Genomic DNA, 21,933 nt, shown 5'->3' on the forward strand with positions numbered 1-21,933 from the left:
CTCACGCCGTCTCCCGGTGGTCCGCGCGCTGTTCGAAGATCCGCCCGGTCCCCGTGCGCGAGGCCAGGTCGATGTCCGCCGTGCAGCGCACGGGGACGCGGTCGAGGGTCAGGGTGCCCTCGATGTGCAGCGGGCCGGTGCCCGCCGTGAAGTCGGCGCCGTCCAGGACGGTGCGGTCGGCGTCGACCGCGATGTCGAGCGTGGTGCCGCCCCGGGTGTCCGGAAAGGTCAGCGGCACGGCGCGCAGCCGTGTGACACGGGTGTGCAACTCGGTGGCCGAGAGGCCCGCGTCGCCGAGGACCACCCGGCTGTCGGCCCCGCTCAGCCGGTTCACCAGTTCACTCACTAGATCCACCCATCTCGGCGAGCCGTTTGCGGTCCACTTTCCCGTTGTGCGTCAACGGCAGTGGGTCCAGGGGCACCAGGCGCCTGGGAACCATGTACGAGGGCAGCCGGGCGCCGAGTTCCTGTTTGGCGCGCTCCGCGTCGAAGTCCGCATCGCACTCGACGAAGCCGACGAGCTGGTCCGCGCCCACGCCCCGCACCGGCAGGACGGCGGAGCGGCGGACGCCGGACACCGCGTCCAGGGCGGCTTCGATCTCGGCCGGTTCGATGCGGTAGCCGCTGATCTTCAGCTGGTCATCCACCCGGCCGAGGAACACCAGGCGTCCGTCCGGAGCGACTCTGCCCACGTCGCCCGTGCGGTACATGCGTGTGCCCGGCACGTCCGAGAAGGGGTCGGGCACGAAGGCCCGTGCCGTGTGGGCGGGATCGCCCGCGTAGCCGCGCCCGACGCCGGGTCCGCCCAGGTAGATCTCCCCGGTCAGTCCCGGGGGCAGCAGGCGCTGGTCGGGCGACAGGACGTAGACGGTACCGGAGCCGGCGGGCCGGCCGAGGCACACCCGCTCGTCGCGGTGGACGTCGGCCTCGACCGAGCCGATGGAGCACTCGGTGGCGCCGTAGATGCTGACGACCGTCACGTCGGCGGCGCGCAGCGCCTGCCAGAGCTTGCGGCCCGGCTTCTCGCCACCGAAGACCACCAGCTTCAGGGGTGTCCCCAGCAGGCCGAACTCGACGAGCAGCGACAGCTGGGAGGGCGAGCAGTCCACGACGTCGAGCTCGGTACCGGGGGTGCGGAACAGGAAGCTGCCCGGGTCGCGCCGCTGCATCTCGTCGAAGAGGACGAGCCGGTGTCCCAGGGCGACCATGGGCAGCACCTGGTCGATGAAGGAGTCGAAGGTCACCGGCGCGGCCCCGCCCACGCGCAGACCGGCGCCGTCCGGGCTCACCCGGCGGTACACGGGGGCGAGCTGGGTGCGGATGTGCTCGGCCAGGCCCCGGTGGTGGATCAGTACGCCCTTCGGGTTGCCCGTGGAGCCCGAGGTGAACACCACGTAGGCCAGGTGCTGGGGCAGCGGCCGCGGGTAGGCCGAGGGCTCCCCCGGCGCGCTCGCCGCGTCCGCGGTGACGGGGACGACGGGCAGACCCGTGCGCTCCGCGGCCCGCGCGTGTGTGTCGTCGGCGACGACCAGGCGCACCCCGGCCAAGGCGAACTTCTCGGCCGTGCGCCGCTCGGGCTCGGCCGGGTCGACCAGGACGAATGCGGCGCCCGCCGCCCAGCTGCCCAGCATCGCGGCCACCAGGTCCCCGGTGCGCTCGCACAGGACCGCCACGGTGGTCTCGGCGCCCGCACCGCGCTCGCGCAGCCGCGCCCCCAGTGAGCGGGCCCGCGCGTCCAGGGCGGCGAACGTCAGCTCGCCGTCCGGCGCCTCGACGGCGACCGCGTCGGGGTGCTCCCGCACGACGGCCTCGAACATCTCCTGGACGGAGACGAACTGCTCGGCCTCCTCGTCGTCGCCGCGGCACACGCCGGCCAGCAGGGCTGCGCGCGTCCCGGAGGACATCAGGGCGTCCGCCTCCGCGACGGGGTGCGTTCCGCCCGTCTGCGCGAGGGGGACGACCCCGCTCGCGGCGGCGACCAGGTCGCCGACCAGGGGCTCGTGCTCGGCGGTCAGCCGGGTCAAGGTGCGTTCCAGCACCGCGAGCACGCCCTCGGCCGCCGCGACGGACAGTGCCTCCGGCATGGCGCGGAGTTCGAGGCGCAGCCCGCCCCCGGGCGCCGGCTCGGCGTGCAGCGTGACTCCCGAGGAGTCGTGCGCGCCGGAGCCGAAGGAGACGGTGCTGTCGAACAGCTCGCCCCCGCTGTCGCCGACGATCCAGCGCCGGATGTCGTCGAGGTCCACGTCGAGGTGCGCCGAGGCGTCCTCCCACTGGGCGCGCAGTTCCCGCAGCCAGGCGGACACCGGCAGGGCACAGTCGAGCCGTACCCGCAGCGGGGCCGTGCCCACGCCCTCGGCGGCATGGCCGTACACCACGTCGTCGCGGCCCGAGCGGAGCGCGAGCACCAGGGCCCAGGCGCCGCCGACCAGTGTGTCGAGGCCGACGCCCCAGCGCTTCGCGGCGTCCGCCGGCCGGACCCCGGCGTCGGCGCCGGTGGTCAGGACGTGTGTCGCCCGGGGCCGCACCGGGTCCTGGGCGACGCCGGCCGGGAAGTGCCCCTCCAGCGTCTCGACTCCCGCGAAGACGGCACGCCAGTGCCGCACCGTACCGCTGAGGCCGTCAACGGCTGTCGCCATGGTCGCCCGTCCCTTCCCCGTCGTACGTCGCCCAGTCCTCCAGGGCCTCGTGAAGTCCCGTCAGGCCCCGGACGAGCCGCTCCGCGGGGATGCCCGTGGGGAAGCGGATCCGGCCGGGCAGGACGGGGGCGTAGTTCGCCGAGGTGGTGAGGACCAGGTGGTGCCGCTCCAGTGCGAAGTCGGCGAACCGCTCGATGTCGGGGACGCCGAGGTCGAGCCAGAGCTGGGTGCCGCCGTGCGGGACGGGGTCCGGCGCCCACGGTCCGCGGGCGTGGGCGAGGTAGGCGGCCCGCCCGGCCCTGACCGCCTCGACGAGTTCGGTGTTGCCGCGGCTGATCGCGGCGACCGCGTCGAGCTGGGCGCGCCCGTTGAGGCAGACCGCTTCCCATTCCAGGCGCGGCACCAGGCGGTGGATGTTCTCCTCGGCCGCCACGATCCAGCCGATCCGGTCCCCGGGGCGCCCGTAGTTCTTCGACACCGAGTTGACGACGGTCATTCCGGGCTCCCCGACGGCCAGGTCCACCGGGGTCGGGCAGCGGTCGGGGCCGAAGTCGAAGGAGTCGTACACCGCGTCGTACACGACGTGCACGTCGGGCTGTGCGGCGAGGGTGGCCAGCACGTCGAGGTACTCGGGCAGCAGTACCTCGCCCGTCGGGTTGTGCGGCAGGTTCACGTACACGACCGTCGGCTCGGTGCACTCGCGGCGCAGCAGCGCCAGGTCGTCCGAGGTCCCGGTCAGGGCAAGCGCCTTGTTGCGCATTCCGGCGGCCCGCATGCTGTCACGTACGCCGCAGAACACGGGGGTGGTGTGCACCGCCTTGCGGTAGCCCCGGTCGGCGAGGTCGCGCAGAACCAGGCCGATCGCGTACATGCCGCCGGCGGTGACCAGCACGTTGGACTCGTCGACGAGCCGGCTCGCTGAGACCTCGTGTTCCCGCTTCACCAGCGCTTCGGTCAGCCTCGGGTGTCCCTGGGAGGCGGCGTAGGAGAAGGGGGCGCGGGCGTGTGCCGCCTGGGGCACCTCGGCCGGGAGGGCCGCTCCTTCGGGCCACTCCGGGACGTTCTCGACGAGGACCAGCCAGTCCTCGCCGGGTCGGGACTCGGCCCTGTTCAAGCGTCGTTGCAGAGCCGATAACTCCGGAGCCGTCACCTGGTCTTCCTTTCCGGTAAGGCTGTGCGCGGGTCTGCCGCGGTCTTCTGGACGGCGGCGTGGGAGAGCCGTGGTCCCGGCTCGTGGCGGTTTCCGGCCGGGTCGGCTTCCTGGTGTGCGCCAGGTGCTCGTGTGTTCACCGGCCTTGGCTCGCCCGCAGGCTGAGCGGACGTATGTCGGTCCAGACCTCGGCGATGTGGCTCAGGCACTCGTCCTTGGTGCCGCTCGTCTCGTGGGCCTGCCAGCCCGTCGGCAGCGGCCGGCCGTGCGGCCAGATCGAGTACTGCTCTTCGTCGTTGCTGACGACGCGGTAAAGGTCCCGCTCGTCCCGCGCCTCATCCTCGTACACGAAGCGGATCTTCCGCTCGGCGGCGTCGAGGACCTTCTCGATGTCGTCGGGCCGCTCGGACGTCGCGATGATGTAGCCGAGTCGCCCGTAGGCGTCCTGGGCGGGGCTCACCTCGGCGCCCGGTCGCACCGTCATCGTCACGCGCTCCACGCCGGCCACCGCGGCGGCACAGTCGAGCCCTTCGACGGCGGCGATGCGTCCCGCCCTGTCGGCGATGAGGAAGCGGATGCCTCCCTGCCGGGCGAACTCCGGTTCCAGGAGCGGTTCCCCGCCGGTCGCGGCGCGGACCTGCTGCTCCAGCAGGTCCGTTCCCGTGGCCAGGCGGATCATCTCGGGGATCATGCCGCCGGCGAGCCGGGGGTTCACCTCGATGATCACGGGTCCGTCGGCCACGAGCCGTACTTCCGTGTGGGTCGGGCCCGAGCGCACTCCGGCGGCTGACAGCGCCGCCCGCACGGTGCGTGTGAGTTCCTCGGCGGCCTCCGGGGTCACGGAGGCCGGGAAGAGGTGCTGGTGCTCGACGAAGCGGGGTGCGCCGGTGACCGACTTGGCGGTGATGCCGACACAGGCGTGCCGGCCCTCCACGCTGAACATCTCGACGCTGTACTCGGGTCCGTCGGCGAGTTCCTCGACCAGCACCTCTCCGGCCGTGGGCAGGCCGCGGGCGTTGACCGTGCGGGAGAGGATGTGCGCGATGTGGGCGCCGGCCTCCTCCGCGCTCGTGCACAGCAGCACGTTCGTGGAGCCGGAGTCGTCGACGGGTTTCACGACACAGGGCAGGCCGACCTTGGCCACGGCGGTCGCTCCGGCCGCGGCGTCCCGCACCACCACGAAGCGGGGCTGGCGCACGCCCTCCCTGGCCAGCGTCTCGCGCAGCTTCGCCTTGTCGCGGCAGGTCCGCATGGCTTCGGCCGGGTTGCCAGGAGCGCCGAGCCAGGTGGCCAGCTCGGCCACGGTGGGCACGTAGAAGTCACTGGTCGTGGTGATGCCGGCGATCTCCAGCGCCCGGAAGTGCTCCTGGACCGTCGCCCTCAGGGCGGACAGGGAGTTGGTGTCGCAGACGATCACGTCGGCGCCGGTGTCGTCGAGGCCGGTGTACCGGGTGGGCTCGCTGGTCAGGAGCACGGGCGTGAAGTCCAGCTCTCGGGCCAGCCGCAGGGCCACCATGCCCGTACCCGTCGTGTTCGACTCGACGAAGAGCAGCTTGCGGGGTACGGGGCGCACTTCCCGGAGCGAGGCCCGCGACCAGGAGTGGACCTCGGTGCCGTAGACCACCTCACGCGGCTGCGGCCTGCGCTCCATGTCCCGCAGGCCGTGCTTGTCCCAGTGCTCCGGGCTGTAGACGGTGTCGGCGTACCGGTCGCCCCGGTCGGGGAAGATCCCGACGATGCGGCGGCCGGGCTCGCTGTGGCGGGCCAGGTGCCGCAGCACCTGGTAGACGGAGCCGGAGGTGTTCCCGGCGAAGATCTGCTGATCCCGGGCGAGGTCGTGGGTGGCGGCGAACGCCTCGTGGTCGTTGAGCCAGTGCACCTCGTCCAACAGCGAGGTGTCGAGGTTGGCCGGCTGGAGGCTGTTGCCGAGGCCGCTCTGCAGCCGCTCCGGACGGTCGGGCTGGTCGAACAGGGCGCTGCCGACGCAGTCCACGCCGACGACGTACAGGTCCGGGTTGTGGCGGCGCAGGGCCCGCGCCGTGCCGCAGAGGGATCCGCCACTGCCCACCGAGCCGACGAGTACGTCGACGGTGCCGAGGTCGGTGACGAGTTCACGGGCGAGCGCCCGGTAGGCGCCGGGGTTGTCCGGGTTGCTGTACTGCTTCGGCCAGAAGGCGCCCGGCAGGTCGGCGAGGAGCTGCTCCAGGCGCTCGATGCGCGCGCTCTGCCAGCCGTGGCTGGACATGCGGTCCACGACGTGGACCTCGCAGCCCAGCGCCCGGAGCTTGGCCAGCGTGATGGGGTCGATGCGGGGGTCGGTGACGATGTGCACCGGGTGGCCGAGGGAACGCCCGACCAGGGCGATGCCGAGCGCCATCGTGCCCGAGGAGCTCTCGATCACGGGCGCGCCGGGCTTCAGCACACCGAGGCGCCGGGCTTCGAGGAGCATGTGGCGGGCGACGCGGTCCTTCATGGCGAAGGGATTGTGCATCTCCAGCTTGGCGCTGACCTCGACATCGGGTGGCGCGTCCAGCTTCAGCCGGATCAGCGGTGTCGACCCGATGGAATCGTGCATGGACTCAAAGAACATCGCCGTTCCCCCAGATGGCCTCGCGCCGCGCGGCTGAGCCGGGCGCATGGTGATAGATGGTGCTGGGCCCGCCGAGGCGCGCGCATCGGGCTTGTACGTGGGAGGTCTTCCGGTCGAGTTCGGGGTCGTCGGCGGCGAACAGGACACCGAGCACGGTGCCGCTGTGCGCGATGACCACACCGAGGCCGTCCGCTTCGTCGCACGCCGTCACCAGCGGTGCGAGTGCGGCGCGCGGCCGGGTCCTGGCGTGCAGTTCGGCGCTGCGGGTGGCCACGGCGCCCACCGTACGAAGATCGCCGTCGGCGACGGCGCCGGCCAGCCGGTCGAGCAGCGCGGCGTACTCGGCGCGCGTTTCCGCGTCGACGGGAGCGGGCCTGCGGTTGTAGGTGACGGTGTCGACCTGGCCTCCCTCGTCGTAGCCGATGATCACCAGCCGGGGCAGGTGGCCGAGGCGGCTGTGGAGCCGTACCTCGCGGTGCAGGAAGGCCACGATCTCGTCGTGCATGACCCCGTCGGAGGGCTCCACCTCGCGCAGCATGGCTTCGACGGCATGGGTGGGGAAGGATGTCCCGAAGGCGTCCGCCACGGCGCGCACCGAGGCCACCAGGTCCGCGGACGAGCTCGCGAGCCCCTTGCCCTCGGGGAGTTCACCGGCGAGCAGCAGTTCGCCGCCGCCCGGCCGGCCGAGCGCTTCGAGCGCCAGCGCGACGACCCGCGCCGACTTGCACTTGCGGGCGGCCTCCACCGTGATGCCCGCGGCGTCGTCCGCGTAGCGGAACGTCGCGGTGGAGCCGATGGTGATCGGCAGCGTCACGAGGAAGTGCCGGTCGTCCGGGAGGACCCCCTGGAGAAGCTCACCGAAGGTGCCTGCGGCCCAGCCGCTGCCGACCGCCCAGGGTCTCGGCTCTTCGGTGGCAGTCGCCGGCCAGGCCGTGGGCACAGGGACACGTGCCGTCCTCTGATCCGCCATGTTCCCCCGCATGCGCTCACTCCGTATCGGCTCCGAGGCCCAGGGCCCGGTCGGTGCCGTCCAACGCCTGTCGTACGACCGTCGCGCGCCGCTCCCATGCGGCGGCGAGGTCCTTCTCCTCCCTCTCCTGACCGGCCAGGGCGGCCCGTACGTGGTCCGGGTTCGCTGACCCGGAGGACCGCATCCGCGCCGGCGCGGCGCGGACGTCGAAGGCGTCCGCGAGCAGGGCGTCGGCGTCCTCGATGACGTGTCCGTGCTCGGCGGCGAGGTCCCGCAGGACGTCCGGGGCGCCGTCCTTGGGGGTACGTCCGGCCCGCACCGCGGCCAGTACGTAGCCGCCGGCGATCACCTGGGCGGTGCGCCAGGTGACGCCGTGGTGCAGCGTCAGTTGGTTGGCCAGGGTGAAGCCGCCGAAGAACTCCTTCTCGCACGCTTGCAGGAGCCGGTCCTCCCGCAGGACGAGGGCTTCGAGGACCGCCGTCAGCAGCCGTGTCACATCGCTGCAGGTGTCGAAGGCCTCGGCCACGTGGGTGCCCGCCTCCTTGGACACCTCCACCAGGTTGCTGTAGGGGGTGTTGCGCTGGCCGAGGACCACGTCGAAGTGGAAGGCGGCCAGGTGGGCCGTCTTGCCCCGGATGCGTTCCAGGATCGGGAAGTTCTTCTTCTGCGGCATGGCCGCCGAGATGCCGCAGAGCGCGTCGGGCAGGTCGAGGAACCCGTGCTCGCTGCCGGCCCACATCAGCAGGTCGGTGCAGAACCGGCTCAGCGTGGCGCCGAGCAGGGCGAGTTCGGAGGTGACCTCGGCCGCCCACTCCCGCGACGCGACCGCGTTGAGCGCCAGTGGCTCCGCGCGGTCGAACCCGAGGAGTGCGGCCAGCCGGTCCCGGTCCCAGGGCAGTTCCTGCCCGGACATCGCGCCGGCGCCGAGCGGGCACGCGTCGATCATGTCGTACGTCTGCAGCATGCGCCGCGACCGGCGCAGCAGCCGGTCGCTCAGCGCGGCGAAGTAGAAGCCCGCGCTGATGACCTGGGCCGACTGGAAGTGCGTGTAGCCCGGCATGAGCACGTCCACCGACCGGTCGGCGAGCCGGTGGGCCGCCGTGGCGAGGTCGTGCAGCTGCGCCGCCGCCTCCCGGAGCCGCTGCTTGGCGAACATCACCTGGGCGCAGGCCTGGAGGTCGTTCCTGCTGCGGTCGGCGTGCCAGACGGGGACGGGCTCGTCAAGCCGCTCCGTGACGCTCCGCTCCATCGCGAGGGCGATGTCGGACAGGCTCTGCTGTCGCCCCCGCTCCATCAGTTCGGGTGTCACGTCGTCCAGGAGGCGCCCGAGGGTGCCCGCCTGTCCGGCGCCGATCAGCCCCATCCGCAGGTACTCGGCCACGAGCGACTTCTCGATCGCGACGTACCAGGGCAACAGGTTGCGGGCCTCGTAGCGGAACTGCGGATCGAGGACCAGTTCCCGCACCAGTGCGCTCGGGTCCTCGGTGACCCGCCCGCTCAGCCGCCCGCTCACGCGGAAGGCTCCGCTTCCGGCTCCGGGACCCGCTTCACGGTACGGACGTGCGTGCACGCCAGCAGCAGGGGCGCGGTCAGTGTTCCCAGGGAAGCCAGGACCAGCGCCGGGAGCGTGCCCACCGCGGTACCGAGCAGTCCGCCCAGGACGGCGCCGATGGGCATGACGCCCATGCCGGCCATCCGGCTCGCGGCGTTCATCCGGCCCTGCATGTCGTCCGGCGTGATGGCCGAACGGTAGCTGCGGACGTTGATGTTGTAGACCACGATCATCGCCGCGTCCAGGACGTACATGGCGATCATCAGGGCCACGGCCGCGGGCGCCGGAACAAGTGTGGCGAGCGGCGTCATCAGAGAGGCGACGCCGGTGAGCGCGGCCGTCAGGACGAGCAGCCGGCCGAGCGGGATGGCACGGCTCATCGGCGCCGCGATGACCGCGCCGACGAGCGCTCCGGCACCCGCCGCGGCCAGGATCAGCCCCACGGTGTACGCGGGGATGTCGAGGGTGCGGGTGACGAAGACCAGCGCGACGGGCTCGGCGATCGCCATGAAGAAGTTGATGACGAGCGTGGTCAGGACCAGGGTCCGCACCGTGATGTGGCCGGTGACGAACGCGACGCCGTCGGCCATGTCGCGCCAGATGGACTGGCTCGGCTTCTCGCCGCCCTCCGTACCTTCCGTGCCCTCGGCGTCCTCGGCGCCCTCACCGGGCTTCCGCTCCCCGCGGATGAGCGCGGTGAAGAACGCGGAGAGCGCGAAGAGCACCGTGTTGATCAGCATCGAGACGGGCCCGGCGAGGAGCTGGAAGATGCCGCCGCCGAGCGCGCTGCCTGCGATGCTCGCCGAGGACGCGCTCAGTTCCAGCTTGCTGTTGCCGTCGATGAGATCGTCGCGCTCGACCAGGGCGGGAAGAATCGAGGCACTTCCCACATCGGCGACAACGCTGAAGGAGCCGACGAGCAAAGCCACCACGAGAAGCGTGCGAACGCTCAGAAGGTCGAGCCACCAGGCGAGCGGGATGGTAAGGAGAAGCAGCGCGCGGGCGAGGTCGCACAGAACGATAATGGCTCGCTTCGGTTTCCGGTCGAGCCAGACCCCCGCAAACAGGCTGACCCCGAGGTAGGGCACATAACCCGCCGCCGAAAGCAGCCCCATCTCGAAGAGCGAGGCATCGAGGGAAACGGACGCGAGCAGCGGGAAGAGAACCGCCACCATGTGCGCCGCGAACATGGAAGACGTCTGCCCGAGCCATAGATTCCGGAAATCCCGGTGTCGCCACAACCCAGAAGGCACCTGCGTTACCCTTTCCTTCTCGGTATTACTGGCCACGTACCAGGAACCCCAATTCAAGGCCGGTCGAGTCGACCTCGGGCGCGGTCGTCAGGCAGTCGACGACCTCCCCGCCGGCCTCCTTGATGAGTTCCTCCCAGAACGTCCGCGTCTCCAGACGCTGTTCCGTGATCTGGTGCAGGAAGTAGTACGGGTTGTAGTAAGCGTTGCCCAGACCGTGCCGCGTGACGGCCGGGTCGAGCGGGCGGTGGTCGACCTCGACGATCGCCAGGTGCGCTGCCGGCGCGTGGGCCAGGGCGGAGCGCACGACCTCGACGGTGGCGTCACGGCCCTGCTGCTCCAGAACCTCCTGCAGCGAGAAGGCGGTGACGAAGCAGGGGGCACCGGTGGTCTCGGGCGTGACCTGCGCCATGTAGCCCTCGGCGGTCGCGGTCACGAAGCGGACCTGATCGGACATGCCTCGCTCGGCGGCGGCGCGGCGCGCGATGTCGATACTGCCAGGGGTCGGGTCCACCCCGATGCCCGGACTGCCGCCCTCGCAGAGGTCGAGGAGGAAGGTGCCGTCGCCGCATCCGAGGTCCACCAGGGCGCTGGGCGGCTCGGGCAGGAGGGCGATCAACTGCTTGACCAGGGGCACGGCGTCGAAGCGGCTCATGCCGCAGCTGCCGAGTCCGACCATGGTGCCGTTGCGCGAGGCGAATCTCTTACGGTCGGCCATGACCTCGGGAAGCTCCCGCAGGGTGGCGCCGTACCCGCCGATGAGCAGTTCGTACCACGGGCGGAACTCCAGGAACTCGCGGCCCTTGGCGGTGATGGCCGGCGCGCCCTCGGCATCGATGACGATGCCCTCACCCTCCAGGTAGCGCAGGAGGCCCGTGAGGCGCTCGGGGTGGAGGTTCAGGTCCTGGGCCAGGCTGTCGACGCTGTCGACGCCGGCGGGTGGCGCTTCGCTCAGCCGGCTCAGCAGACCGCTGGTCATGGCGAACTCTAAGCACTGGGCGAGAAAGAAGTGCCTGATGGGCTGGATCGCAGTAATCAGGCGCTGCTCGAAATCTGGCTGCATTGTCTCTTTGCTCTCGTCGTTACCGTCAGCTAAGCAGCCCGCGTCACGCCAGGCGTGGCCTGAGCTGCAATTTCAGCAAGACTGCACATCTCCTCAAATCTTCGGTGAACTCACTCTAACTTGAGTACGTTTGGCAAGACCAGGCTTGACTTCGGTGGTCGGCCTATGTATGACCCCAGGTCCGCGACCCCGGCTGACCTGCAGTCAACTCCCCTCGGGCGTCCCACGCTTGGGTGGGGGTTGCCCAGTAGGCATTCACGGGGCATATGAGGGCACGGCAACGGCGCCCGGTTCGAACGAACGAGATTAGGGGAAATGTTGGCGCGATTTGACCTTGCCCTTCCACTCGTCGGCTCGCCCGCCTCTTCTTTGTCGGAGCGGAATTTCCGATACCGCTCCTAAGTGCTGCTGAAGGCACCCGGTTGTGCGCCCGAGTGAACGGGAGCGCGCCGGGGGCGGAATGGCATACATGTCACCCAACCGGCTTGTATACAGGCCGGATTGCCTTCACCGGGGGCTTCCTTGACCACCAAGCCAGCCGGGAGCGCCCCGGGCACGGCGAGGACGGGGCCGGAGGCGAGAAGCGGCCGTCCTGTCCGAAGGGCGCCGCCGGGGCGTGAACGCCTCGCCGGTGTCCTCCGAAGTGGCCGCGGGCCGGAATCGGCTTGATCCGCTTTGACGGACATTCGAGACCAGGGGTTCCGCCCCGGGAGGATGTCCATCATGGCGCGCATGGGGAAGGAGAAGCCTCGCCCTCGCCGTTCGTTCATGCCGCAGTTCAAGGCCCAGATCTTCGAGCTGTGCCGGCGCGGTGACCGGCGTCCGCCCTGACCCGCTCCGTTCTCGCGCGGTACCGGCTCAGTGGCGTGCGGCAGGAGATCTACGCGCACCTGATCGCGCACCACACCATCCGGGACCGACTCGCCGGACCCGCCGAAATCAGCCGCGGCCTGCTGCCCCGCCGACGAGCCCGTGACCGCCCCGCAAGATCGAGTCGTGCACCACCGGCTACGCCGGCAAAGTCCCAGGTGAACCCGTCACCAGCAACCGTCACCGTTGGCACGGAGGCCCCGTCAGGCAATCCGTCGCCGTATTCGTCGGTCACGTGGCACACAGGGCAGCCGCGGATCGGCCGGCTCGCCACCCTTGCCCCGTCCTGGCCCGCTATCGGCTACTCAGGGTACTTGTCAGCTTTTTTAGAGTGTTACGACAGGTTTCTCCGACGATCCATGCCATTTCTTAGGCGATCAATCGATCAGTACGACAATCATCTCGGCTTGAGGGAGTTCAGCATGCGCATTTCCGCTTCCGTCCGCGCCCGCAGTGTCCGTGTGGGCGGTTCCGCGGCTGCCGCGGTCGTCATCGCCGGAGCGACGCTGGCCGGTGCGTCCGCCGCCTACGCCGCCCCCGGCGACAGCGGTGACATCGACATCCGCTCGGTCGGCTGGAACTCACGCGGCGGTGACGGGGTCGAAGTATGCAAGTTCGTCCTCGCCGCCAGCAACTTCGAGTCCTTCCCGGCCGTTCCCTGGGCGATTACCGCGCAGCCCCCGACCGTTCCCCCGGGCGACACGCTGCAGAGCACGCTGCCGCTCGTGAACGGCTCGGCGCGCAGCCAGGAGTACCTGCTCCCGGAGGGCACGTACCAGCTGGTGTGGATCACCCCGGCGGGTCCGAAGCAGAAGAGGTTCCGCGTCGACTGCTCCAAGCCGGCGACCAACGGCGGCCGTGCCGAGAACAGCGGCCGGGACTCGTCCGCGTCGGGTGTCGAATCAAATTACGACCGGCCGTCCGGTGCGGTGCCCGCCGGCGGCGGCGGCGTCCCCGACATGACCAACCTCAGTGCCGAGAGCGACGGGAACGTGGGGACCACTGCCGCGCTGGCTGCGGGAGCGGTCGGGGCCGCAGGGCTGATCATGGTCCGTCGAGCCGCACGCCGTCGTGCCCGCAACGAGGCCTAGCGCGCACAGCCGACGGCGACGGCGACGGCGACGGGGGCCGAGTCGGGCGTGCCGTCTCACGATGACACTGTGCGTGCTCTTTTCGCTGGTGGCGGGCATCGTCTCAGCGAGTTCGGACTCGTCCGACGACCCGTCGGTCTCCGCCGCGCACGGCGGCGACGCCGCGGGCGGCGGAGACCTCCCGACCCAGCGGGTCTCGCACGTACCCCTGTCACCCGCACGGCCGATGAAGATCGCGGTGCCCGGGATCTTCATCGAGGCCCCGGTCATCGGCCTCGGGCTCGACGCCGAGGGGCACCTCGGCGCCCCGCCGCTGAGCAAGCCGAGGGTGGTGGGCTGGTACCGGAACGGCCCGTCACCCGGTGACGCGGGAACCTCTCTGATCGTCGGTCACCGCGACACCGAAACAGGGCCGGCGATCTTCCTCAACCTCAACGCGCTGCACCGGGGCGACACGGTGAAGGTCAGCCGGGCCGACCGGCTCACCGCGCTCTTCACCATCGATGAGGTCAAGACCTATGCGAAGGACAAGTTCCCGGACGAGAAGGTATACGGGGCCGGCAACCGTCCGGAACTGAGACTCATGACGTGCGGCGGACGCTTCAACAAGAAGAACGGCTACTCGGCCAACGTCGTCGTCTTCGCCCACCTGACGTCACTGAAGAAACAGGCAGCCTCAAGGCTGTGAGCAGTTCGGGAGCTGCCGGTACCTCGGGGGCGAGGTACCGGCCGTCCGCGTTTCCTCCCGCCCACACCTCGGGCCAAGGCGCACCGATGGCAGGCGGGAGCATGGCCCGCCTGCACCTCTCAGCTTGTTCTCTATCTTCCGTCCGCGTCGTAGGGCGAGGACGGAAGGTTCCAGACGGCATCTGACCGGCTGACGATCTTTCGGAGTTCGCGGGCGCTTCGTGGTGATACGGCCTGCATCACGATGTCGAGGAGGGCTCGGGCTTCGAGGGGGTTGCCGCAGCAGTACCAGTGCACGTTGCCCCACTCGTAGTCATGCCACAGATCACGCGCGGGCTGGTGGACGTAGTTCTTCCACAGGCTCACAGCCGCGCTGACGTCGCCTGGCTGCAGATAGTTGCGGGTGTGCTCAAGACACATGATCTCGGACATTGCACGCGAAGACAGACCGTCGATGACTGGCCTTGTGCCCGTTGCGCGGTGGCTGGGGGGGCACCAGCACGGATCTGTCCTGGCCGTCTACGCGGCATGGACCCTTCGGTTCGTCGGCATGCGGTACATGGTGCCACGGTCTCGAATGGCGTCTCGAACGGATTCGCTCGCATGGGGATTCACCGGACGCGGGGGCGGCGGCGTACGCCCGAGCGCAAACGACACCGGGCACTTCGGGCGGCTCGCGCGTTCGCTACGTCCTGGACGAGAACCCCAAGGCGTCCGATCAATGGCGCGCCTTACGCAGCCGGGAACAAACCCGACAGCAGACCTCGCCCGTTCGGGGACAGCGACCAGCGCGCGCGGTCCGCCATGGAGCCGTTGTCCTGGCCTCCACCCGGCACCAACTCGACGGCCGGATCGCATGCCGTCCTCACAGGCAGAACCGCCCAGCAGCGCTTGCCGTCGGGAGTTGTCTCGGCCCCCTGAATCAGACAGAGGTCCTCGATCAAGGCGAGTCCACGCCCACACTCGTCGTCGATCTGCGTCGGTCGAGACCGCGGAAGCTCCGGACAGCCGTCAAGGACCGCGACGACAACGAGGTCATGCATCAGTGTTACCTCGGCGGTCATGGGTCCGCCCGCATGACGCAGACCGTTGGTGAGTAGTTCCGATGCCACCAGTTCCAGATGGAAACACAGCTCTTCGTCGACGGGCCCTCCCCACCGCCTTACCGCAGTGGATACGCGGTGGCGGGCGCCGTGAACCGCTGCTTCGGTTGCCTCGACGGTGAAGGTGATGCGAGTGTGAGGCATGATGTCGCTCCTCAATGGCGGGGTGCTTCAGGTTCCGCAGTGGCATCTGCGGAATTATACTGATTTCGAGACTTGCACGAGGGGCATTCCCAAACAACAGACCGGGTCATACCGGATCATGAGGCTCATCCATAACCCTCGCTCTGCGAGATAGCGGGTGGCACGGGAGCGGGGCCTTCGCAGGGCGCCCACATCCTTCTTTCTGGCGCATAATGGAACTCTGTTCACCCAGAGCGAGGTGTTCCCCATGGAGCTTGAGTTGCGCCACTTGCGCGTGCTGTGCGCGATAGCCGACTCGGGGGGCGTCGGCCGGGCGGCCGCTGCGCTCGGATACACCCAGCCCGCGATGAGCACGCAACTGCGCCGTATCGAGGGGCTCCTCGGTGAGGGAGTGTTCGTTCGCAGCAGCACAGGTATGGAGCTCACCCCCTATGGCGCGCAGATCGTGGGCCAGGCCCGGGAAGTTCTGACGCTCGCGGACAATCTCACCCGCCTGCGGCACGCCTGCACACCCGCAGCGGCACGTCGACTCCGTCTCGGTGTCATCAACACACCAGTGGTGCCCGCGCTGCTGGACGCCCTCCGCGACGCTTGCCCCGATCTCGTCGTTTCTGTCAGTAGCGTGTACGCCACCGGAGAGCTCCTCAGCCTCCTGGAAGCTGGTGAACTCGACGTCGGCCTGGGGTGCGACTACCCTGGGATACCGATTCACCACTCTCCGGATCTGGATCATCGTGCGATCAGAACTGTTCCGGTTTTCGTAGCCATCCACGCCGGACACCCGCTGGCGCACCGCCTGGAGATTCCCCTGGAGGGGCTGTCCGAGGACACGTGGTTCGTCTCTTCCGATGACGGGGTGGGGTGGCCTGGCGCCTTCTACGACGCCTGTCGGGCTGCGGGTTTCACACCTGCGGTCACCCACGAGTTTCATGTGCTTGATCAATTGCAGTCGATGATCGCTAAAGGTCTTGGGGTGGCCGCAGTTCAGCCCACCGTGTGCCCCATAGGCGGGGTGCTGATCAAACCCCTGGCGGGGGATCCTCTGTGGCAGCGGCATCTGCTGCTTTGGCGCCGCAACCTGGTTGACGCGTCGGTTGTCGAGGCCGTGCACCATCATGCCGTCCGTGCCCACTGTCAACTGCTGGCTCAGGCCCCGCACTTTCAGAAGTGGGTGGCACGCACGTACGCGCCCCCTCGCCCCATGGACGGACCCAGACGGGCGCTTCCCGGTCCGGCCTGATGAGCGACGGCGTCTCGCGGGATGCTTGCGGGGATGTACGCGGCGCCTCCGGTCGGTGTCCAAGGGCTCGTACGCATGGGGAACGTCGACTGCGCAAGCGGCAGTCGTTCGCCGCCCGGTGCAGCGGAGGTGAACCCCCGTACCGCCGCCCCGGACGTCGCCCGGGGCGGGGGGAGCCGCCCCGGGCCGTAGTGGAGTTGTGGTTCTCCGTAGTGCCCTTCTGTCAGTAGCTGGTGCTGACGGTGACGCCGCTGAAGCTGCTCACGGCGTTCAGGCTGATGTAGTTGGCGCCGGTCGGCGGGTTGTTGATGGTCAGGGTGTGGCTGTTGCCGGCCCCCGTGGCACGCTGCGTGTAGCTGGTGGTGCCGGGCCAGCCGCCGGCGCTGTAGTACAGGTCCGCGTCACCCGTGCCGCCCGCGGTGGTGATCTTCAGCTGGGTGGTGCCGGCCGGGACGTAGAGGTAGAGGTAGGTGTAGTTCCCGGTGGTGGCGGACTGGTTGCTGCGCTGGCAGTTCTGGCCGAGCTCCCTGGTGTCGGTGCCGGTGCACTCGGTACCGGTGCCTCCGCCGCTGCTGACGGTGACCGTCCTTGTGGCAGTGGCGGTCGCTCCCTTGTCGTCGGTGACGGTCAGCTTCACCGTGTAGGCCCCGGCGGAGCTGTAGGTCTTGCTGGGGCTGGTGGCGGTGGAGGTGGTGCCGTCACCGAAGTTCCAGGACCTGGAGGCGATGGTGCCGTCGGCGTCCGTGGACTGGTCGGTGAAGGTGACGTTCAGGCCCTGAACGGCGGTGGTGAACGCGGCGGTGGGTGCCTGGTTGCCGGGCGGGTTGGTGCCCCCGCCGCAGTTGCCGGCCGCGCAGCCCGCCAGCCAGGTGTACCAGTCGTTGTTGTAGCGGGTGCCGATGGTGCTGGTCAGGTAGGTACGGGCGGCGTTCCAGTTGCCGGAACGGTAGTAGCCGAGGACGGTGTCCATGTCCGTGCGGTGGTTCTCGAGCATGTACCGGGTGGCGAGGTAGCCCCAGCGGTAGATGCGCGTGGTGTCGTTGCTGTACGTGGTGTCGAACAGGGTGCTCAGGGCGTAGGTGCTACGGCCTGCCTCCGTCATCGCCTCGGTGTAGGGAACACCGCGGTAGGAGTAGGAGACGTACTCCGCGAAGCCCTCGATCCACCAGATGGTCGGTGTCGTGATGCCGGCGCCGAAGTCGCCGGCCATGTCGAACCGGCCGTCGAGGTAGTGCGTGTACTCGTGGTTCAGGTTCCAGATCTGGAAGTCCGGGCGCACCCACTCGGCCTCGTAGGCGATGAACCGGGGCTGGTTGCCGGCCGCCGCCGGGTTCCCCTCGAGGTACATGCCGCCGTTGTTGGTGTCGATCCCGTACATGGCACCGGCGTACGTCTGGTAGTCGGTGCTGGAGTCGAAGACCACGACCTCGATGGTGCTGTTGTTGTCGTTGGCGACAGGGCCGTTGTCCCGGACGATGTTGTGGAAGTACGCGTCCTGGCTGCGCAGGCTGGAGCAGCTTGACGACAGCTCGCTCGAGCTCATCTGCTGGGCCTTGATGGTGATGCTGGAACTGCACGGGTAGGTCACCGTCAGGACCGAGTTCGCCAGCTGCGACTGCAGGTCGCAGGTGCCGTAGGCGGAGCAGTTGGCCTTGTCGTAGTAGTCGGTCATCTCCGCTACGCCGACCCAGAGCGGTGCGGTGGTGCCCTTGATCGAGCTGGCGTTCAGCAGACCGCTGACCAGGGGCCGGAGCTTGGACTGCAGTGCGGAGTGCTGCAGGAACCTGCCCAGTTCACGCCCGGCGTTGGACGTCAGGTAGGACTGGTCCGTCCCCAGCAGTGACAGGTGGCCGGAGGCGAAGTTGTACAGGGCATCGATCAGGCTGGGGTCGGACTGGACCGCGGTCACGAACGCCGGCACCTGGTGGCCGCGGAAGGTCACGGTGTAGACGTTGTTGACCGCGTTGAGCATCCACCAGGAGGTGTCCCAGGAGGAGTTGTAGTCCGCCAGCATCTGCTTGACGATGTAGATGTAGCGGGCGTTCTCCTCGGCGCTGTCGATGAGCGTGACGGCCTCGGCGAGTGTCTCACCGTTGGCGTCGTTGACGTCGCGCGAGTGCGAGCTGGCGAAGAAGGCGTCGAGGCCCGAGCGGATGGCCGTCTGCAGTGTGCTGCCGTAGGCGCCCACCGCAGTGGTGTTGTAGTACTGAACGTAGTAGCCGGCACGCAGGTAGAGCACGACCTGCGGCATACCGGTGCTGGAGTTGCCGGGGTAGGACGCTGAACCGTCGCGCAGGGCATAGGCGACAGAGGCCATCTGCGCTTCGCGGAAGGCGTAGTAGGCGTCGTTCCCGGTCAGGTTGAACAGCGTGTTGACGCAGTCGGTCGTCGACGCCTTGATCTGCTGCACCAGCGCGCTGCCGGTGCGGCTCGTGAAGTCGGAGACGCTGCACGCGGCGACGCTCTTCTTCCCGGCCGCCCCCCTGACCGTCTTCGCCGCCGACTTGGAGGGCTGCGCGGGCGGTTTCGCGTCCTTGCCGTAGACCTCCTTGAGTGCGTCCTTGCTTGCGGCCAAGGGCGGAAGCTGAGACGCCTTCAGGCGTCCCTTCGCGACATGCTCCGTCTCGGCGGCGGCGTGTTGCGCGACGGGCGGGGGTTCAGCACGGTTCGGGCCTCCCGCCTCCATGCGTGAGGCGGACTGAGTGTTCTCCGTTGCGCCGGCCGGCTGAGCCAGCAGGCCTATGCCCATGGCGAGGGCCAGGGTCAGCGGCAGCGCCGCGCCCAGACTTCGCCGGACAAGTGACGTTCTCACTACGCCTCCCAGGGAGGGGGTCTGGCCGCGCGGGACGCGGCCGACTGAATGGGGGGAGAGGACGTGGACAGTGGGAAGACCGCGCCGACGACGGGACGGGAGATGGAACGACCGCCCGACTTGGCATGCCCACGCCCTGCGAGATGGACCATTGCACAGGTGACATGTCACAGGGAAGTCACCCGAGGGAACACAGGGTTGTCAATTTGTGCACGAGAGCCCCCACGTCGACCCGGCATAGAGCAAGAACGCCTGGTTGGAGGGGAGCGAGTTCTGTCGATCCGACCCTGCCCTCCTTGCAGACCGGGGCATAACAGTTCCGTCGGATCAGGCATAAGACTTCGGGTGAGAAGCGCCACCGAGCCCCGGGAGGGGCGACGCACGCGCATAATTGGGCGTCTCTTCGGCCACGCAGCGAGGTGTGGCGATGGCTCTGGTGCTGTGGCACACGTGTGTGCCGTGTGTGATTTCGGCTTTCGGGAGCGCGGGGCATTCAGTGGCCGGGAGCGGAATCGTTCAGCCTACGGAGGGGACGCAATTGCACCGCGCCGCGCATGCCCGATGCGGAACTCTTCGCGTGACACGGCATGAGCACGGAATCGACCGGAGCGAGTAGCGTGACCGAGCTCGCCGCGTTCTTCTTCGTGGCGGCACTACAGGACGACGCCATGCGGTCAACGCGCCGTCGTTGAGTGTTGTGTTCTGACCTTCGACGCGACAGGCCAGTGGCGATGATCCGTTATGGCTTCCTTTGAGCTGACGCCTTCTTCAGGACGCTGGTGGGGCATCTCCTGGATGGAGCTTTGCGATGTCGAATCACTCGCGTTCACTGACATCCGTTTCCCGAAATCCTGGCTTGAAGTAGTGGGGGATCCAATGAACTTACCTATTCGCCTCGATCTTGCGAGGAGAAGGTTGATGGGATCGGTTCGTATTCGCACCCGTGCGATCCTGATAGTGCTCACGGTAGTTGCGGTGGCGACAGCAGCTTGTCTGGTGCTACTGCCACCGGACGAGCAGGGCAGGACCATAAAGGTCGGAACAACGGAACCCGCAACGTCACTCGACCCGGCCGGCAGCTATGACTCTGGCTCTTTGGCTCTGTACAGCAACGTTTTTCAGACGCTGTTGACCCTCAAGGCCGGAGCGGTCGAGCCCGTGCCGGATGCGGCCGAGAGCTGCTCCTTCGTCACCCCTGACCTGCGCACCTATCGCTGTCTGCTCCGGAGTGACATCACCTTTCCCAGCGGACGCAGCATGACGGCCGCAGATGTGAAGTTCTCCTTCGAGCGCGTCAAGCAAATAGATTCCGAAGTGGGACCTGCGTCTCTACTGGAAACGATCGATTCGGTAGATGCCCGTGACCGGATTGTCAATTTCAGGCTGACAAGACCGGACGCCACGTTCCCGTTCAAGGTGGCTACCGGAGCGGGCTCGATCGTCGACTCGACCAAGTACCCGATTGACGCCCTGCGCCCCGGTGGTCAGATCGACGGCACAGGACCGTACGCTCTCGTCTCGTACGTGAAAGGCGAAAAGGCGGTTCTTTCGCCCAACTCTCACTACAAGGGTGCTATCAAAGAGACTGGCCAGCCCATCGAACTTCGCTATTACGATGATCCCGACGCCCTTGCTCAGGCATGGAAGACCCGCCGGATCGACGTCGCCACCCGGCGCCTTCCGCCTGAAGTGCTCGCCGACCTGAACCCGAGTGACCCCGGGCTGCATGTGTCGGAAGCGAGCAGCTCCGAAACTCGAAACCTCTACCTCAACACTCGTCGGGGCAGGCCGTTTCACGACCCTCGAATTCGGCAGGCAATGGCCTGGCTGATCGACCGAGAGCGGCTCGCCTACAACGTCTACGAGGGCACCATCGACCCGCTCTACTCGCTGATCCCTACGGGCATCGCCGGCCACACCACCTCGTTCTTCGACAACTATCCCAATCGGGATGTCAGCAACGCTCGCCAATTGCTCACCGAAGCCGGCGAGACACTGCCTTTGCATTTTACCTACAGTTATGCCGAGGGACGTGGATCCGCCGCCGAGGAAGCCGCAGAGATAAAAAGACAACTCGATACCAGCGGGCTGTTCAAGGTGAGCCTCAAAGGCTATGAGTGGCATGATTTCCAGAAGCACTGGGCAAGCGGAAAACTGGACGCTTACGCCGTTGGCTGGGTCGCCGACTATCCGGATCCCGACACTTTTGGCTCACCCATCGTCGGCACGGACAGCGCCATGAAGACGGGTTACAGCAGCAAGGCCGTCGATCGCATGATCGCCGCAAGTCAGCGCTTTTCCGACCGCAGCAAAGCTGCAGGCGACCTGAAAGGCCTTCAGGCGGCCATTGCTCGCGATGTTCCGGTCATCCCCCTGTGGCAAGCCAAAGATTTCGTGGTATCCAGCAAGGATGTCGGCGGCGGCCAGTACGTGTCGGACGGTACGGGTGTTCTCCGCCTGTGGCGCCTGAACTGGATCTGACCGCACAAGGAGGTCGGGCTGAAGCGTCGGGGTTCCAAACCGGTGACCTGCGTCCTCTTCTGACGTCGCGCTATGGCGAGCAGACTATGGCGGTCGCGCCCGCGCCCTGTCCGGCCAAAGGCCATCGGCAGACCCAATCTGTGTCGGCTCAGCCGCGAAAGGTTCGCCGCCGCTCTCGATGCGGACACGCGGGTACGACCCGGTACGCTTCTTCGCCTGGAGAGTGCTTCTTCCGTGCAGCCGACAGGACCCTTGGGGTTTGCAGGGAAGCAAGGTGTTGCTTCCCTGCAAACC

15 protein-coding genes are annotated in these 21,933 nt (G+C 68.4%); 4 read left to right on the forward strand and 11 right to left on the reverse strand.

The window, feature by feature from the left end; translation table 11 throughout:
• Nucleotide 1 precedes the first annotated feature (1 nt).
• The 8 genes from ACZ6S6_RS10955 to ACZ6S6_RS10990 all read right to left on the reverse strand — a co-directional run bounded on the left by ACZ6S6_RS10955 (nucleotide 2) and on the right by ACZ6S6_RS10990 (nucleotide 11,211).
• Nucleotides 2-346 (reverse strand): hypothetical protein, encoded by a 345-nt coding sequence (locus ACZ6S6_RS10955; protein WP_469704940.1) that lies wholly within the window; start codon nucleotides 344-346, stop codon nucleotides 2-4.
• The gene (locus ACZ6S6_RS10960) at nucleotides 339-2,636 is read right to left on the reverse strand and encodes an amino acid adenylation domain-containing protein (RefSeq protein WP_469704942.1); all 2,298 of its coding nucleotides are present in this window, start codon (nucleotides 2,634-2,636) and stop codon (nucleotides 339-341) included. The genes ACZ6S6_RS10955 and ACZ6S6_RS10960 overlap by 8 nt, the downstream gene beginning before the upstream one ends.
• Nucleotides 2,620-3,786: a beta-methylarginine biosynthesis bifunctional aminotransferase gene (locus ACZ6S6_RS10965; protein WP_362964279.1), complete on the reverse strand. Its 1,167-nt coding sequence runs from the start codon at nucleotides 3,784-3,786 to the stop codon at nucleotides 2,620-2,622. The genes ACZ6S6_RS10960 and ACZ6S6_RS10965 overlap by 17 nt, the downstream gene beginning before the upstream one ends.
• Before the next feature lie 136 nt (nucleotides 3,787-3,922).
• Entirely contained in the window at nucleotides 3,923-6,361 is a 2,439-nt protein-coding gene (locus ACZ6S6_RS10970) for a pyridoxal-phosphate dependent enzyme (protein ID WP_469704944.1), read from the reverse strand.
• Between the two features lie 4 nt (nucleotides 6,362-6,365).
• Entirely contained in the window at nucleotides 6,366-7,316 is a 951-nt protein-coding gene (locus ACZ6S6_RS10975) for a GHMP family kinase ATP-binding protein (RefSeq protein ID WP_362964275.1), read from the reverse strand.
• 46 nt (nucleotides 7,317-7,362) lie between these two features.
• Nucleotides 7,363-8,859 carry an argininosuccinate lyase gene (locus tag ACZ6S6_RS10980; RefSeq protein ID WP_362964273.1) on the reverse strand — a complete coding sequence of 499 codons (1,497 nt, stop codon included), beginning with the start codon at nucleotides 8,857-8,859 and terminating at the stop codon, nucleotides 7,363-7,365.
• Nucleotides 8,856-10,187: an MFS transporter gene (locus ACZ6S6_RS10985; RefSeq protein WP_469704948.1), complete on the reverse strand. Its 1,332-nt coding sequence runs from the start codon at nucleotides 10,185-10,187 to the stop codon at nucleotides 8,856-8,858. The genes ACZ6S6_RS10980 and ACZ6S6_RS10985 overlap by 4 nt, the downstream gene beginning before the upstream one ends.
• Complete coding sequence (locus tag ACZ6S6_RS10990) at nucleotides 10,177-11,211, reverse strand: 2-ketoarginine methyltransferase (protein WP_469704950.1); 1,035 nt, start codon at nucleotides 11,209-11,211, stop codon at nucleotides 10,177-10,179. Before ACZ6S6_RS10990 ends, ACZ6S6_RS10985 begins: the two co-directional genes overlap by 11 nt.
• A gap of 1,292 nt (nucleotides 11,212-12,503) precedes the next feature.
• Here ACZ6S6_RS10990 and ACZ6S6_RS10995 point away from each other — a divergent pair.
• Together ACZ6S6_RS10995 and ACZ6S6_RS11000 are read left to right on the forward strand one after the other, a co-directional pair.
• Nucleotides 12,504-13,172 carry a hypothetical protein gene (locus tag ACZ6S6_RS10995; protein WP_469704952.1) on the forward strand — a complete coding sequence of 223 codons (669 nt, stop codon included), beginning with the start codon at nucleotides 12,504-12,506 and terminating at the stop codon, nucleotides 13,170-13,172.
• Nucleotides 13,173-13,233: 61 nt separating this feature from the next.
• Complete coding sequence (locus ACZ6S6_RS11000; protein WP_469704954.1) at nucleotides 13,234-13,860, forward strand: class F sortase; 627 nt, start codon at nucleotides 13,234-13,236, stop codon at nucleotides 13,858-13,860.
• 131 nt (nucleotides 13,861-13,991) lie between these two features.
• Here the strand turns inward: ACZ6S6_RS11000 and ACZ6S6_RS11005 are convergent, their stop codons facing one another.
• Nucleotides 13,992-14,291: a hypothetical protein gene (locus tag ACZ6S6_RS11005; RefSeq protein WP_362964263.1), complete on the reverse strand. Its 300-nt coding sequence runs from the start codon at nucleotides 14,289-14,291 to the stop codon at nucleotides 13,992-13,994.
• Between the two features lie 299 nt (nucleotides 14,292-14,590).
• Nucleotides 14,591-15,106, reverse strand: a complete 516-nt coding sequence (locus ACZ6S6_RS11010) for an ATP-binding protein (protein ID WP_469704956.1) — start codon at nucleotides 15,104-15,106, stop codon at nucleotides 14,591-14,593.
• Nucleotides 15,107-15,353: 247 nt separating this feature from the next.
• Between ACZ6S6_RS11010 and ACZ6S6_RS11015 the strand changes: the two genes are divergently transcribed.
• Nucleotides 15,354-16,346: a LysR family transcriptional regulator gene (locus ACZ6S6_RS11015; protein WP_469704959.1), complete on the forward strand. Its 993-nt coding sequence runs from the start codon at nucleotides 15,354-15,356 to the stop codon at nucleotides 16,344-16,346.
• Nucleotides 16,347-16,569: 223 nt separating this feature from the next.
• On the opposite strand, the gene ACZ6S6_RS11020 is transcribed toward ACZ6S6_RS11015, so the two are convergent.
• Complete coding sequence (locus ACZ6S6_RS11020) at nucleotides 16,570-19,095, reverse strand: collagenase (RefSeq protein ID WP_362964305.1); 2,526 nt, start codon at nucleotides 19,093-19,095, stop codon at nucleotides 16,570-16,572.
• A gap of 981 nt (nucleotides 19,096-20,076) precedes the next feature.
• Between ACZ6S6_RS11020 and ACZ6S6_RS11025 the strand changes: the two genes are divergently transcribed.
• Nucleotides 20,077-21,639: an ABC transporter substrate-binding protein gene (locus ACZ6S6_RS11025; protein ID WP_469705016.1), complete on the forward strand. Its 1,563-nt coding sequence runs from the start codon at nucleotides 20,077-20,079 to the stop codon at nucleotides 21,637-21,639.
• Nucleotides 21,640-21,933: the final 294 nt, after the last annotated feature.

Source organism: Streptomyces sp. NPDC048671 (assembly GCF_055587045.1).

Bases quoted from the DNA above. Each gene is read 5' to 3' on its own strand.
- ACZ6S6_RS10960 (WP_469704942.1), bottom strand. From the start codon at position 2,636: ATGGCGACAGCCGTTGACGGCCTCAGCGGTACGGTGCGGCACTGGCGT.
- ACZ6S6_RS10970 (WP_469704944.1), bottom strand. From the start codon at position 6,361: ATGCACGATTCCATCGGGTCGACACCGCTGATCCGGCTGAAGCTGGAC.
- ACZ6S6_RS10990 (WP_469704950.1), bottom strand. From the start codon at position 11,211: ATGCAGCCAGATTTCGAGCAGCGCCTGATTACTGCGATCCAGCCCATC.
- ACZ6S6_RS10995 (WP_469704952.1), top strand. From the start codon at position 12,504: ATGCGCATTTCCGCTTCCGTCCGCGCCCGCAGTGTCCGTGTGGGCGGT.
- ACZ6S6_RS11000 (WP_469704954.1), top strand. From the start codon at position 13,234: ATGACACTGTGCGTGCTCTTTTCGCTGGTGGCGGGCATCGTCTCAGCG.
- ACZ6S6_RS11005 (WP_362964263.1), bottom strand. From the start codon at position 14,291: ATGTCCGAGATCATGTGTCTTGAGCACACCCGCAACTATCTGCAGCCA.
- ACZ6S6_RS11010 (WP_469704956.1), bottom strand. From the start codon at position 15,106: ATGCCTCACACTCGCATCACCTTCACCGTCGAGGCAACCGAAGCAGCG.
- ACZ6S6_RS11015 (WP_469704959.1), top strand. From the start codon at position 15,354: ATGGAGCTTGAGTTGCGCCACTTGCGCGTGCTGTGCGCGATAGCCGAC.
- ACZ6S6_RS11020 (WP_362964305.1), bottom strand. From the start codon at position 19,095: ATGGGCATAGGCCTGCTGGCTCAGCCGGCCGGCGCAACGGAGAACACT.
- ACZ6S6_RS11025 (WP_469705016.1), top strand. From the start codon at position 20,077: ATGGGATCGGTTCGTATTCGCACCCGTGCGATCCTGATAGTGCTCACG.